This is a genomic window from Streptomyces sp. YGL11-2, assembly GCF_050054615.1.
In the GTDB taxonomy this organism is placed as follows: Bacteria; Actinomycetota; Actinomycetes; order Streptomycetales; family Streptomycetaceae; genus Streptomyces.
On the sequence record NZ_JBNHIN010000057.1, the window covers coordinates 13,001 to 26,461 of the forward strand.

A 13,461-nucleotide genomic window follows, 5' to 3' on the forward strand; every position below is an offset into this window, starting at 1 on the left:
CACAGCCTCGTGCCCAGGATCACCGGCGGCCAGGCCGTCGTGGACGCCCTGCTGACCCATGGTTTCGACACGCTCTTCGGCCTGCCCGGAGTGCAGAACGACTGGCTGTACAACGCCCTTTATGACGCGGACGGCGCGATCCGCGTCATTCACACCCGCCATGAGCAGGGGGCGATGTACATGGCCCTGGGGCAGGCACTGGCCACCGGGAAACCGGCTGTGGCCAATGTGGTGCCCGGCCCCGGTGTGCTGAACGCCGGGGCGGGCCTGGCGACGGCCTACGCCCTCAACGCTCCTGTGCTGCTGCTCGCCGGCCAGATACCACTGCCGGCCATCGGCCGCTCGCTGGGCGTACTGCACGAGTTGCCCGACCAGTTGGGGCTGCTGCGCTCGCTGACCAAATGGGCGGCACGGATCGATGATCCCGCCCAGGCGCCGTGGCAAGTGGCGCTCGGCGTACAGCAGTTGCTGTCCGGCAGACCGGGGCCGATCGCCCTGGAGATGCCGATGGACGTCCTGGAGCGCCGCACCGAGGTGCCGCTGCCGAGTCCGTCGCTGCCGCTGGCGCCCACGCCCGTCGACACCGAGGCCGTGGAACGAGCGGCCGAACTCCTGGGCAGGGCCGAGCGGCCCATGGTCATCGTAGGCGGCGGGGCCCAGAGCAGCGCGCCCGACGTGCGCCGGCTGGCGGCCCTGCTGGAAGCCCCGGTCGTCGGCTACCGCAACGGCCGGGGCATCGTGGACAGCCGCGACTATCACAGCCTCACCCAGCCGGCGGCGCGCGGCCTGTGGGACGCAGCGGATGTCGTCCTGCTGCTCGGCACGCATGCCAGGGTGCCGGTCCAGAAGTGGCCGCAGAGCCGGGATCGCACCATCGTCAGGGTCGATGTGGACGCCGCCGCTCTCGCCCGGAACCACCGCCCCGACCTCGGGATCACCGGTCGACTCCAAGACGTGTTGCCGCTGTTGCTGGATCGCCTTGAACGCCACAACCGCCATCGCGCCTCACGCGAGGAAGAACTGCGCACCGCGCGCGCCGAGTGGGAGCGCAAAAGCGCCGTTCTCGAACCGCAGATTTCCTATCTCCGGGTGATCCGCGAGGCACTCGGCGAGGACGGAATTCTCGTCGACGAGCTGACCCAGGTGGGTTTTGCCAGCCGTATCACATATCCGGTGTACCATCCGCGCACTTTCATCTCCACCGGCTACATGGGAACTCTGGGATACGGTTTTCCAACCGCTCTGGGCGTGAAGGTGGCACGTCCGGATGTGCCGGTCATATCGATCACGGGCGACGGCGGATTCATGTTCGCCTTCGCCGAACTCTCCACCGCCGTGCAGCAGAACATCGGCCTGGTGACGCTGGTGTTCAACAACAACAAGTACGGCAACGTGGAACAGATGCAGCGCTCCCGGTATGGTGGCCGGGTCATCGCCACCGAACTCGTGAACCCCGACTTCGTGGTGATGGCCGAATCTTTCGGCGCCGAGGCGTACAGGGTCTCCTCGCCTGCCGAGTTGGCTGCCTGTCTGCCCAAGGCCATCGACAGCGGCAGGCCCGTCGTCATCGAGATATCCGTGGCGGACATGCCGAGCGTCGACCAGTTCCGGTAGCAGAGGCAGCAGAAAGGCGAGGGACCGACCGTGTCGCAATTACTTCTCGATCCGGAATCTCCGGCCATGGCGGCTTTCCAGGAAGCCGCCCGTCATCGGAAATGCGTCTTCTTCTCGGGTCTCCCCGGTATGGGTAAGACGCTGATGATGCAGCAGTTCATCCTCATCGCGGCAGCGGAAGGCCGGTCCATTCAGCTGCTCCAATGGGACGTGGTACGCGAGAAATTCGAAGTAGGCCGGGCCGCCGCCCGCTATCCGGAAGTGGACGGTGTCACACACCCCGGAATCCGTAAAGCGGTTGGCCATTGGGCGCGAGGCCGCATCGCCCGCTGGCACCGGGATTTCCCGGGCGTCGCCGACCTTCTGGTGGGCGAGGCGCCACTGATCGGGAACCGCTTGGCCGATCTGGCGAAGGAGGCCGCCGACGAGGCGGAGGCGCTGCTCGGCAGTGAGCGCGCCACATTCTTCGTCCCGGCCCCGTCAGCGGAGGTCCGCCGTGAGATCGCGCGGAGCCGTGAGCGGGAGACCCGGCAGCCAAGGCACGAGCGCGAGCGGGCTAACGCCGCCCCCGCGCTGCTCGACGGGCTGTGGACGGAGATCGAGGAACTGGCCGAGCATTTCGAGCTCTCCCACGACCGGGAGCCGGGCTCCCGGGGATATCAGCAGTCGCTGTACGGAGCGGTGTACGAGCGGGTGCTGAGGCATCGGAATTCCGTGGTACTGCCGGTGGACGACATTCTCCCGGTCGTCGTTTCCCCACATGAGCTCCATCCCCACGCCCAAGAGATCGTCCCGACGCCGGCGGAGATCAAAGAGGCTTTCGCCATGGTGGACTCGCTTTCCCTTGACGAACTGCACCAGGAGACCGCGGACTGGTATCGCTTTCGTACCGCGGAACCGCACTCTACGGCCGAAAAATGATCCACCGTCCGGAACCACTCTCTGGTGACGCCACCCCGAACTCAGCCAGGCGCTCAGTCAGCAGCGCCACCCGTCACCCAGCCCACCACATAACCCATCACGGCACCGATCGCATCATTCATGCGGCGTTACTCGGCGACAATGTCCTCTTGCTTTTCTGCAGTGAACGCCTTCTTATCGGCCAGGATGTCGCGCTTATCGGCATGCAGCAGCGCCCCGAGCAGGCCGGGAAACCGCGTGTTGAGATCCCGTACCCGCAGCGAGATGTAGCGCTCCCGTCCCATTACCCGGGTCCGTGTCCAGCCGGCCTGCCGCAGGATGCGGTAGTGGTGGGAACCGGTGGCCCGGGTGACCGGGAGTTCGATATCGCCGCAGGCCGACTCTCCGGCGTCCGCGAGATGCCGCACGATCCTCCGGCGCAGCGGATCGGCGAAAGCATGGATCACGTCGTCGAGGCGGATATCGCCAGTAAGGGGTTCATCCGGAAGCGATGCAGAAGCGGGCGACATCTTCGGGGACATCAGTTCGTTACACCTCTGACTGTTAGACGATCATCTAAGTGTCTGATATGGTCCTGCCTGGCAATCGGAAATACTTCTCCAGGCGGTGACTCCATGCAGGATACCCAGCCGACATCCCCTGAGGGGCCGGTCTTACGTCGAGCGATCGGGCAGCGGGCCGCCGTTTCGGTCGTGTTCGTCACGTCGATGTTCGTCACCATTCTCGACACCACGATCGTCAATGTCGCCCTCGCCTCGATGACCCGGAGCTTCGACACCTCGGCCGCGGCCATGAGCAGCGTGTCCGTCGCGTATCTGGTGGCATTGGCCGTGGTCATTCCGACGTCGGGCTGGCTGGGCGACCGATTCGGCACCAAGCAGACCCTCCTGGTCGCCCTGGCCCTGTTCACCCTCGCCTCGGTACTGTGCGGGCTGGCGCAGAACCTCCCCGAACTCGTCGCCTTCCGCGTGCTCCAGGGGGTGGGCGGCGGCATCCTCACCCCGATCGGGATGACGATGCTGTTCCATGTCTACCCGCCCAAGGACCGCATCCTGGCGGCCAGAGTCCTGACCGTGCCGACCACCCTCGCGCCCGCGCTCGGCCCGGTGCTGGGTGGACTGCTGGTCGACGGGCCGGGCTGGCGCTGGGTGTTCTTCGTCAACATCCCCGTCGGTGTTTTCGCAATCGTCTTCGGCCTGCTGTTCGTCGCGAAGATCGACGGCCCGGACGCGGCCGGGCGCCTCGACGTGCCGGGCGTGCTGTTGTCGGCGGGCGGCTTCGCCGGCGTCATGTACGCGGTCAGCGCGGGTGGCACCCTGGGGTGGTCGTCGCCGCCCATCCTGGCCGCCGCGGCGGCCGGTGTGGTGCTGGTCGCGGGCCTGGTGGTCTGGCAACTGCGCGCCCCGAGGCCCCTGTTGGACCTCCGACTGTTCGGAAATCGACTGTTCCGCACGGTCAACGTCGCCTCCCTGCTGTACTCGGTCTCCTTCCTCGGTGCTCTGTTCGTCTTCCCGCTGATGCTCCAGGAGGTGTTCGGCCGTTCCGCGATCGCCGCCGGACTGAACACCTTCCCGGAGGCCGTGGGCGTCGTGTCCGGGGCCTGGCTGGTCGGCCGGCTCTACCCGCTCATCGGGCCCAGGCGGCTGATGACGTCGGGGATGCTGGGGGTGGCACTGGCCGCCGGACTCCTTGCCGTGGTCGAGGCGGACACCGCGCCATGGCTGGTGTGGTCGGTCATGTTCGTGCTCGGGGTGGCGATGGCCCATCTGTTCGTCCCGGCGCAGACCGCCGCGTTCGCCACCGTCCCCCCGAGCCGTACGGGATCGGCGTCCGCGCTCTACAACGCGCAGCGCCAGTTCGGCATGGCACTCGGCGTCGCCGTCATGGGCACGGTGCTCGCCGCCGTCGGCAGCATCCGGCACACGCCCGACGGTCCGCGCGCCAACCTGGCCGCCTATCACACGGCTTTCCTGGTGGCCGCCTGCATCGCACTGGCCGGTGCCATCGCCGCCACGCTCGTGCCGGACAAGGAGGCCGCCGTCACCATGACCCGGAAGCCGACGGCGGACCAGCAGGACGAGGAGCAGCAGGATCCCCTCCCCGACGGCAGTCGTTGACGGGCCGTCACACCGCGGCGCCGCTCGGATCCCACCCCCCTACCCCCATGAATCCCTCTACCCCTACCCCGGAAGCACACTCAACGGAGGAAACGAAACAATGGAATACGGAATCAGCTTCTTCCCGTCCGTAGGGCCCGACGACAAGCCCGCACCGCAGTATTATGACGAGGCATTCCAGCTCGCCGAAAAGGCCGACGAACTGGGTTTCGCGTATGCCCGTGCCATCGAGCACTACTTCTGCGCCTACGGCGGCTACAGCCCGGATCCGATCACATTCCTGACGGCGATCGCGGCACGGACGAAGAACATCCGACTGATCACCGCGGCGACCATCCCGGCGTTCACGCACCCGATCAAACTCGCGGGCAAGCTCGCCATGCTGGACAACATATCGCACGGCCGACTGGACGTCGGATTCGGTCGGGCCTTCCTGCCGCAAGAGTTCGAGGCATTCGAAATTCCCCTGGAGGAGAGCCGCCGGCGCTTCGACGAGGGAGTCCGGGCGTGCCGGCTGCTTCTTTCGCAGGATGAGGTGGAATTCTCCGGAGAGTTCCATAGGTTCGGGCCGGTGCGGCTGCTCCCCAAGCCGGTGCAGCAGCCTTGTCCGCCTTTCTATGTCGCGGCCGCGAGCAGCGCCGAATCCTATGAGAAGGCCGGCCGGGACGGCTACTTTCTGCAGACTGCACTGGCCGTTTCCAGCCTGGAGAAGACGCAGGAGATGCTGCGCGTCTACCGCCAGGCATGGGCCGATGGGGGCCACCGCCCTGGTGCAGAACGCATCCAGATCAGCATGCCGTTCTTCCTCGCCGACGACGATGAAACGGCACGCAAGGCAGGCGAGTACGACCACCACAAGACCAGCAGCAACATGCTGGAGGCGGTCTCCGAGTGGCAGCGTGTAAGCAGTACGCAGTACGTCGGATACGACAAGATCGCGGAAAGCGTCAGGCGGACCAGCTTTGACGATCTGGTGGCGCAGAACAAGATTCTTGCGGGCGGACCGGACACCGTGCGCAAGCAGCTGGAGATTCTCGCGGAAACCCTTGGCGACGATCTCTCGATTGCTCTGGTGCCGCACTCCGGAAATCTCGACCCCGCGGTTCCGACCCGGGCCCTGGAGCTGTTCTCGGAAAGCGTGCTGCCCAAGCTGAGCCATTCGTGAACGGAAGCCGGATCGTGAACGGAAGCCCGACGGTAAATGACCACACGGTGGTAAATGAAATGCCGTCGGTAGACAGAACCGTGACGGTGAACGGAACCCGGACCGCAGTCGCGGAGTCCGCGATTCGCCCGGAGCATTTCCGCGATGTGCTGGGCCGCTTCGCCACGGGCATCGTGGTGGTCACCGGCGTATCGACGGCCGGCGGGCTGCCGGTCGGCCTCGCGGTTAATTCGTTCACCTCCGTTTCGCTCACGCCGCCACTCGTACTGTTCTGCATCGGCCACGACAGTACGAGTTGGCCCGAGATGCGCGGCACCGGCCGTTTCAACGTCAATATCCTCGCCGAGGGCCAGCGGCACATCAGCGCACGGTTCGCTTCCAGAAGTGACAACAAGTTCCGGGGAATCGACTGGTCAAGTGCCGCGAACGGCATGCCGGTCATCGACGGCGTGCTGGGCCTGCTGGAATGCACCGTCGAGGCCGTGCATGCGGCGGGCGACCACGATGTGGTGGTCGCTCGCGTGCACCGCATGGAAGTTCGCGACGGCGGCCTTCCGTTGCTCTTCTATCGCGGTGGCTACGGGCGCTACACCGACCTCTGAGCGCGCGGCCCGAGCAGCCGGAGTTCCCTGAGCCGCCCACATCCACGCCCACACCGCGATGACCGCCGACGCACCGACCATGTCCTCCTCGACCCCGCCGACACCACCCTGGGCACCCGCGACATCGCACGCTGGAACAGGCCAGACGACTGGGCCGTCTCCGCCACCGCCGCCCACCCCGCGTTGATCAGCGAAGACGCCTTCATCGCCACGCAGAACATCCGGGCACTCCGGGAAACGGCACCAGGACGCACCTATCTGCTGGCAGGGCTGCTGCGCTGTGGTCTGTGTGGGCGTCGGGTGGACTCCTGCTGGGCCCGCCGCCCGGCACCTCGCTGCCGGCACAGCCACTCCAGCGCCACCCCACCCGACCCCCACCGGCCACCCCACGCATACGTACGCGAGCACCACATCCCGCCCCACCTGCCCGCCTTGATCATCCGGCTCACCATCACCCACTCCGGCGGGAAGCCCCCAGAGCCGGGCCATGAAGGGCCACCGACCGAAGCCGACGCCCTCAAGCACCTCCGCGCCAACGGCACCCCCCTGACCCGCCAACCAGTGGCCAAAACCCTGAGCTCTTCATTGGCTACAGCCGCCACGCCGGAGCCGCCTGGCTACGCGTCGGGCTGCGCCTCCTCGGTGTCGGCACCGCCGCCGGCGCGCTCTACACCGCCTTTCGCATGGCTCACATGCTCACCCGGCTCGTACACGATCGCTTCCTCACCGACGATCAAACGACCCAGGTCGTTGCCGACATCATCGAGTACACCGCCATCGCCTTCATCATCATCGGCAACTCGATCCCCGCCCTCGGAGTGCTGTTGCGCACCCTCAACGACTGGCACGCCCTGCGCAGACTCCGGCCCCTGTGGAGCTCTCTCACCAGCGCGGTGCCCGACATCATCCTGGACACCCCCATCCACCGCGGCCCGCGGATCCGACTCCACCGCCAGGTCATAGAGATCCGCGACGCCACACTGGTCCTCGCCTCCTAGGCGCCCCCACACCTTCGCGAACAGGCCAACCACCGTGCCGCGCAGGACATGCAGGCCCAGGAGCATCGCACCACGCTGGCCGAGGCCCTCTGGCTACGGGCCGCGTGCGAGGCCAAACGTGCCGGCGCCCGGCCGCTGACCGACTCCGCCGACGAGCCCACAGCACCACCGGAGCATCCCGACTTCGACTTCGATTTCGACATCGAGGTCGCACGTATCCAACAGCTGAGCGAGGCATTTCACTCCCCCGCTGCCGAAGCCTTTGCCATGGAACACCGGCTGGAGCACGCATGACCGGCACACACCCACACCAGCGCGGTCAGAGAATCCCGAATAGCGCGCTTGATCACCGACAGCCTTGAACCAAAGACGTGGATCATCGCCGTCACGGTGCTGATGGGCTGGCACGCCGACCGGCTCCCCGGGATCGGCTGGGGCCTGGTCGCCGCTCTGTTCGCTGCAGTGATCCCGGTCCTGTTCATCAAATGGGGCGAGAAGCACGGCCATTGGGGCGACCGTCACGTCAGGCGCCGCCAGGACCGCCTCGTCGTCATCCCCGGCGTCATGGCCTCCGTCACCGCCGGCATTGTTCTCATGGTGTTGCTCGGCGCACCGAGCGAGATGACGGCGCTGATCATCGCGATGCTCGTCGCCCTCATCGCGATACTCGTCATCACCCTCGCCTGGAAGGTATCGGTGCACACCGCCGTCTCCTCCGGAGCCATCACGATGCTCGCGCTCGCTTACGGCCCCTGGGCCCTCTTCGTCTACCCCTTGGTCGCGCTGGTCGGCTGGTCACGCGTCAGGCTGCAGGACCACACCCTCGCCCAGGTAGTCGTCGGCACGCTTCTCGGCTCGGCAGTCGCCGGCACCGTTTTCTCCCTCCTGCGATAGTGCGCCGCGTTGTGGCGAGTTCATCGGTGGCGGAGTCGGTGACCCTGCTGATCAGACCGGGCGAGACCTCGACACCGTACGTGTCGGCCAGGTAGGAGCAGATGTCACGCATGCTCATGCCGCAGGCGTACAGCGACGGGATCTGCTCGTTGAACCCAGCTGGGTGTCTGACGCGCTGGGACACCAACTTCGGCTCGAACTGCGCCCTCCCAGTCCGGTGGCACGGCCGGTGTCACCGCCCCGGCGTCGGTCAGCGCGGTCATGACCGAGGTGCCGTCGCAGCTGTTGCCCAACTCACTGCCTCCCGGTTCGCGCTTCTCACAGCCAAGATGCTCGGTCACCTCCACGTCGGCACCCTCCATCAACCGCCGGGCGGCTCTATCGTCGTGCACGCCGATCACGCCAGATAGCAAGGGCGGACCTCGGCTCGCGATCCCTGAAGCACCCATATGAACCCCCACGGCGTACGCCGACAACACCGCAGGTCGGGTCCTTGCCACCGCAGAGAAGCAATCCCCGAGCAGGCAATCTTCACGTGGGAGGACTTGGACCTTACGCACCTGCCGGTAATGCGGGGTGAGTTGCTGCTGCCGTAGCCGCCGGTTCAGGCCCCAGCGGGAGCCGCAGACAAGGGCTGGTCGTGCCGCACCCCCTGTGACCGCGGAGATTCGCTCGTCATGGCCCTGTCGATAAATCTACCGAAGACGCGTGTTGGCTGACGAGGCACGTACCCGCCGGTGGCTATCAGGGCCGCCCCGTGCCAGGGGTCCCTGACCAGGAAATTCCATATCCTCTATCCTTTACAGGACATTTACTACTTCTTTCCTGGGAAAGTGGGGGTACACGTGAAGCTGTCCCGTATTTCGTCCGTTGTCGCCGCTGCGGCGATCGCGCCTGCCGTCCTGTTCGCCTCTCCGGCTGTCGCCGCCGACGCCGCCACGGCGCCGGCCAACTCGGCCCCTGACACCGCACCGGATGCGAAGCCGGACACCCACGGCAACGCGAAGGCCGACGACGACAACCGCGTCGCCATCCTCAGGATCATCCACAAGTCCAAGCCCGGCAGCAGCGTCTACGAGGCCGCACAGGCGGCCATGAACGGCTCCCCCGAGGACCGCGTGCGCTACCTGAAGGAAGGCTACGAACTGGCCCAGTTCGCGGACGACAGGCTGCGCACCGTCCAGATTTCGAGCACCGCCGGCAAGGGGCTGCGGAGGGCGGCCCTGGAAGCGCTGAGGAAGGGCACCCACGAAGCTCTTCGCCAGTTCCTGGAGGTCGGCCAGTACGCAGCGCGCGACGAGGACAACTGCGTTGAAATCTCCCGCATCCTCCACACGGCCAAGCGCGGAAGCGTGCTCTACGAGTCCATACAAAAGGCCCTGGACGGCAGCCCCGAGGACCGCACCCGCTTCCTCGAAGTGGGCCAGTACGAAGCCCGCGAGACCGACGACCGCATCCTCGTCACCCGCATCTCCGGGAGCGGCGGCCGCCACCTCAAGGAAGCCGCCAGGAAGGCGCTGCTGGGCGACAAGGCCGAGGACATCCGCCACTTCCTCGACGTCGGCCAGTACGAGGCCCGCAAGCTGGACGACGCCGAGGCCGCCAAGGCCAAGGGCGGCAAGGACCGGGAGAACGCCAAGGAGGGCCAGGAGTCCAAGGACGTCAGGGCCACCAGCGGCGAGAAGCAGAAGCAGGGCGGCACCAAGGACGTCAAGGACGTCAAGGACGTCAAGGACGTCAAGGACGTCAAGGACGTCAAAGACATCAAGGGTGCCACGGAGTCCAACGGCACCACCGGCACCAACCCCGCCGTAGCCACCTCCGGCACCAGTTCCTCGGGCGCCCAGCTGGCCGCGACCGGCGCCGGCTCGGCCACCCCCTGGGCCGTCGGCGGCACCGCCGTCACCCTCACCGCCGGCGCCGGTCTGATCGTGGCCTCCCGCCGCCGCACCTCCCAGAGTTGACACCGCCCGCCGGCACCCATGCATGAAGCGGCCGGGGCAGCCGCCCGCACGCGGACAGCCGCCGGGGCCGCCCCTCGCCCGGCTGGTCGCCAGTGGCTTACCTACGCGGAGCCCGTGCCCGATGGCTCTGACGAGACCGCCGGGGACGGCTCCGGTCTCAGAAGAACGTCTTGTCCCAGTCCCCGGCGACCAGGGCCCGCACCGCGTCCTCAAAGCCGTTGGCCACCCGTTGGATTCCGGCGTCGCCGCCGAGCAGAATGTCGCCGTTGTCCGCCAACAGGATGCAGTCCTCGGTGCAGGAGGAGGCGGCGCCTACGGGGATGACGGAACGGCCGATGCGCTGGGTGAAGATGCGGGTGGTTCTGGGGGTGGCGTGCGGGGCCTCCAGGGTACGTTCGATCGATGTGGAGAGGTCCGTCTCTCCTGCTTTGAAGGTCCAGGTGACGGTGAGTTCGCCGTAGGCTTCCAGGAACACGCGGAGCCGGGGGGTAATGTCGAAGCCCTCCTCCGTGTATTGCCGGCAAGCGTCGGCGACATCGAGAGGGCCGGCTTCCAAGCGGGCCGAGCCGGCGAGGGCGGGCCGCAGTCCTTCGACGGCGGGACGCTCAGAGGTGTCGTTCATCCGGTCAGTGCCTCTCCTCCGAAGCCGGGTACCGATGTCTTGCAGTTGTCGCACATCTTGCATTTCCTGCCCTTGGGGTTGACGGTCACCAGGTCGATGTTCTTGGGATCCGCGCCGTCCTGGATCACCTTGGTGAACATCCGCGGTTCGCCGCGCACTCCGGGCGGGCGGCCGGGTGGATGCTGCGATTCGACGGGCATCGCGTCGGTCGCGGCCTTCTCGTGGCCGGGTGCGCCACGTGCTGGCCCTCGGCCCCGTGTGCCGCGAGGTGGGCCTGGCTGCGATAAGTGTCCGAGGAGGCTGCGGTGACTGCGGAGTGCTGAGGCCAGAAGGGAAGCAGCGGCTTCGCCAAGGGCTGGCCACCTTCGACAACAACACGCCCTGACCGGTGCAAACGCTCCAGGACCTGTCACTGTCGCCCGCGCCGCAAGCTTTCTGCAACCGCCCGGCAAGCCTTTCGCACACCCACCCGGGCACCTCCTCCATACCCCCGCGGATCGGCAGGGGGCAACGGGAGGCGGCCGTCACGACGACGGCGGCAGACAGCAGACATTGGGGGATGTCATGTCGGCAATCACCACGTCCTACGGACTGGGACGGGAGAGCCAGAAACCGGAGCACAAGCGCGAGTGGCTGACGCTGGTCGGCCGCAAACGCGTCCTGGTCATCGTGCACACCGTGCCCTACGGGAAGCGGCTGCAGGAGGTGTTCTCGCTGCTGGAGTCGGACTTCCGCGTCCAGGTGATGTTCACCGCGCCACCGCATGAGTTCAGCGACGGGGTAGCGCAGTTGCTCCGCCGGCTGGGCAGTGTGCAGCTCACCTGGCAGGAAGCGGTGCGGATGGAGTTCGATCTCGTACTGGCCGCCGGTCCGCGCGGCGTGGAGGAGATCCGGGGCCCGCTGATCACACTGCCTCATGGCGCCAACTACCTTAAGCGGGTGGGACCTTCTGACGGGCAGTGGGTGGCGGGACTGTCCCGGCGGGACATCGTCCCGGACGGCAGGCCGCTGCCGGCAGCCGTCGTACTGCCCCACGAAGACGATGCGGACGAACTGGCACGTCACTGCCCAGCGGCCCTTCCCGTGGCGGTCGTGGCCGGTGACCCGGCGCACGACCGGATGGCGATCAGCCTGCCGCAGCGCGATGCCTACCGTGGGGCGCTCGGCATCGGCTCCCGGGAGCGGCTGATCGGCGTGGTCTCCACCTGGGGTCCGCATTCGTCCTTCGGCTCGTTCGAGACGTTGTTGCCCCGGCTCCTGAGCGAGCTGAACGACGACTCAGTGCGGGTGGCGGTCCTCGTCCACCCCAATGTGTGGTCCGGGCACGGGGCCTGGCAGGTACGCGCCTGGTTGGCGCAATGCCGGACGCGGGGCATCGCGGTGGTGCCGCCCGAGGCGGACTGGCGTACGGTCCTGATAGCGGCCGACGGCATCATCGGGGACCACGGCTCGGTCACCCTCTACGGCACGCTCACCCACGCACCGATCCTGCTGGCGGCGTCACCGGAACGGGAGATCAACCCTGCCTCGCCGGCCGCCGCGCTCGCCCTGACCGCGCCGACGCTGTCGCCCGCCCATGGGCTGCTGGAGCAACTGGACTACGCGGCGGCCGAATACCGACGGCAGGACTACGCCGCCATTGCTGCGCGTATCACCTCCGAACCCGGGCGGTTCAGCCGGAATATGCGGCGACTGATGTACCGCGTCCTGGGCCTCGGCCAACCCGCGTTCCCAGCCCTCACCCGGCGCCTGCCACTTCCGCCGGCGCTGGAGACCTGGGTGGCGAGGGATGACGGGGACGCCTGGCACGCGGGAGAGTCGGAGGTCCCGGCATGACGGCGTTCACATCCGATGCGCCCCGATGGGTGCGGCGCGGCGGCCGGCTGGCGAGCGTCGAACCGGCCATGGCAGCGGGCGGCCGGTGGGCCCTGCCCAGCACCGGGGCGCCGACGCTGCGGATGGTCCTCGGCACGCCGGGGGGCGCGTATGTGGTGGAGGCCGTGACGGAAGGCGTGTACCTCGTCAATGCACAGAGCGACGGGACGGGCAAGGTCGCCGATGAACCCGTCGACGCAGGCCGGCTGCCCTGCCTGCACGACCACTTCGCGGTCGATATCGACCTCTGTGCCGAGGAACGCTGGCTCGGGTGCGCCGACCTGCTGCACGGCAGCGTCCCCCGCCCACGTGACCACGCCCTGCGCTGGGTGGCGGACGTACTCGCCGACCGGGTCGGCTGCCGGCTCGCCACGCTGCCCCTGGATGACGGGGGCTGGGCGGTGGCGGAACGCCCGGGCGGCCGGGGGCAGGTGCGACCGTGGATGGTGCCCGCGCCGTCCTGGTGCGGAAGTCCGCCCACGGCCGCGGACCGAGCGTTGCTCCCCTCTTGCCTGTACGGCTGGGCGGCAGCGGGGCAACCATTGGGCAAGCTGGCGTCGATGGTCGTACTGACGCGCGCTACGTACACAGCTTGAGAGCCTGGTACGTACCGAGGCACTATCGAGTCGATCACGCGCCGCGCAACCGGAAAACCGCCGCTGCCCGCCGCGTTGTGGGCCCGTAGGGGG

Annotated in this window: 13 protein-coding genes and 1 pseudogene; 10 read left to right on the forward strand and 4 right to left on the reverse strand. The window is 67.5% G+C overall.

Features of this window, described 5'->3' with window-relative positions:
• Nucleotides 1–9 precede the first annotated feature (9 nt).
• The gene (locus ACO1BR_RS37090; RefSeq protein ID WP_426799514.1) at nucleotides 10–1,614 is read left to right on the forward strand and encodes a thiamine pyrophosphate-dependent enzyme; all 1,605 of its coding nucleotides are present in this window, start codon (nucleotides 10–12) and stop codon (nucleotides 1,612–1,614) included.
• A gap of 30 nt (nucleotides 1,615–1,644) precedes the next feature.
• Nucleotides 1,645–2,535 (forward strand): hypothetical protein, encoded by an 891-nt coding sequence (locus ACO1BR_RS37095; RefSeq protein WP_426799515.1) that lies wholly within the window; start codon nucleotides 1,645–1,647, stop codon nucleotides 2,533–2,535.
• Nucleotides 2,536–2,663: 128 nt separating this feature from the next.
• Here the strand turns inward: ACO1BR_RS37095 and ACO1BR_RS37100 are convergent, their stop codons facing one another.
• Nucleotides 2,664–3,056 (reverse strand): ArsR/SmtB family transcription factor, encoded by a 393-nt coding sequence (locus tag ACO1BR_RS37100; protein ID WP_426799516.1) that lies wholly within the window; start codon nucleotides 3,054–3,056, stop codon nucleotides 2,664–2,666.
• A gap of 93 nt (nucleotides 3,057–3,149) precedes the next feature.
• Between ACO1BR_RS37100 and ACO1BR_RS37105 the strand changes: the two genes are divergently transcribed.
• The 5 genes and pseudogenes from ACO1BR_RS37105 (at nucleotide 3,150) to ACO1BR_RS37125 (ending at nucleotide 8,311) form a co-directional block, all read left to right on the forward strand.
• On the forward strand, nucleotides 3,150–4,652 hold the full coding sequence (locus ACO1BR_RS37105) for an MDR family MFS transporter (RefSeq protein ID WP_426799517.1): 1,503 nt from the start codon (nucleotides 3,150–3,152) through the stop codon (nucleotides 4,650–4,652).
• 100 nt (nucleotides 4,653–4,752) lie between these two features.
• A complete protein-coding gene (locus tag ACO1BR_RS37110) occupies nucleotides 4,753–5,817 on the forward strand; it encodes an LLM class flavin-dependent oxidoreductase (protein WP_426799518.1) in 1,065 nt (354 codons plus the stop codon).
• A gap of 14 nt (nucleotides 5,818–5,831) precedes the next feature.
• The gene (locus tag ACO1BR_RS37115) at nucleotides 5,832–6,419 is read left to right on the forward strand and encodes a flavin reductase family protein (RefSeq protein ID WP_426799519.1); all 588 of its coding nucleotides are present in this window, start codon (nucleotides 5,832–5,834) and stop codon (nucleotides 6,417–6,419) included.
• Nucleotides 6,420–7,048: 629 nt separating this feature from the next.
• Nucleotides 7,049–7,711: pseudogene (locus ACO1BR_RS37120) on the forward strand (MAB_1171c family putative transporter).
• A gap of 48 nt (nucleotides 7,712–7,759) precedes the next feature.
• Nucleotides 7,760–8,311 carry a phosphatase PAP2 family protein gene (locus ACO1BR_RS37125; protein WP_426799520.1) on the forward strand — a complete coding sequence of 184 codons (552 nt, stop codon included), beginning with the start codon at nucleotides 7,760–7,762 and terminating at the stop codon, nucleotides 8,309–8,311.
• Here the strand turns inward: ACO1BR_RS37125 and ACO1BR_RS37130 are convergent.
• Nucleotides 8,220–8,495: a transposase gene (locus ACO1BR_RS37130; protein WP_426799521.1), complete on the reverse strand. Its 276-nt coding sequence runs from the start codon at nucleotides 8,493–8,495 to the stop codon at nucleotides 8,220–8,222. The genes ACO1BR_RS37125 and ACO1BR_RS37130 overlap by 92 nt on opposite strands.
• Before the next feature lie 649 nt (nucleotides 8,496–9,144).
• Between ACO1BR_RS37130 and ACO1BR_RS37135 the strand changes: the two genes are divergently transcribed.
• Complete coding sequence (locus ACO1BR_RS37135) at nucleotides 9,145–10,275, forward strand: LAETG motif-containing sortase-dependent surface protein (protein ID WP_426799522.1); 1,131 nt, start codon at nucleotides 9,145–9,147, stop codon at nucleotides 10,273–10,275.
• A 157-nt stretch (nucleotides 10,276–10,432) separates the two neighbouring features.
• On the opposite strand, the gene ACO1BR_RS37140 is transcribed toward ACO1BR_RS37135, so the two are convergent.
• Both ACO1BR_RS37140 and ACO1BR_RS37145 read right to left on the reverse strand, forming a co-directional pair.
• Entirely contained in the window at nucleotides 10,433–10,897 is a 465-nt protein-coding gene (locus ACO1BR_RS37140) for an SUKH-3 domain-containing protein (protein WP_426799523.1), read from the reverse strand.
• The gene (locus ACO1BR_RS37145; RefSeq protein ID WP_426799524.1) at nucleotides 10,894–11,097 is read right to left on the reverse strand and encodes a hypothetical protein; all 204 of its coding nucleotides are present in this window, start codon (nucleotides 11,095–11,097) and stop codon (nucleotides 10,894–10,896) included. Before ACO1BR_RS37145 ends, ACO1BR_RS37140 begins: the two co-directional genes overlap by 4 nt.
• A 364-nt stretch (nucleotides 11,098–11,461) precedes the next feature.
• On the opposite strand from ACO1BR_RS37145, the gene ACO1BR_RS37150 reads away from it, so the two are divergent.
• Nucleotides 11,462–12,733: a hypothetical protein gene (locus tag ACO1BR_RS37150; protein ID WP_426799525.1), complete on the forward strand. Its 1,272-nt coding sequence runs from the start codon at nucleotides 11,462–11,464 to the stop codon at nucleotides 12,731–12,733.
• Nucleotides 12,730–13,368, forward strand: coding sequence for a hypothetical protein (locus tag ACO1BR_RS37155; RefSeq protein ID WP_426799526.1), 639 nt, complete (start codon nucleotides 12,730–12,732; stop codon nucleotides 13,366–13,368). Before ACO1BR_RS37150 ends, ACO1BR_RS37155 begins: the two co-directional genes overlap by 4 nt.
• Nucleotides 13,369–13,461 lie beyond the last annotated feature (93 nt).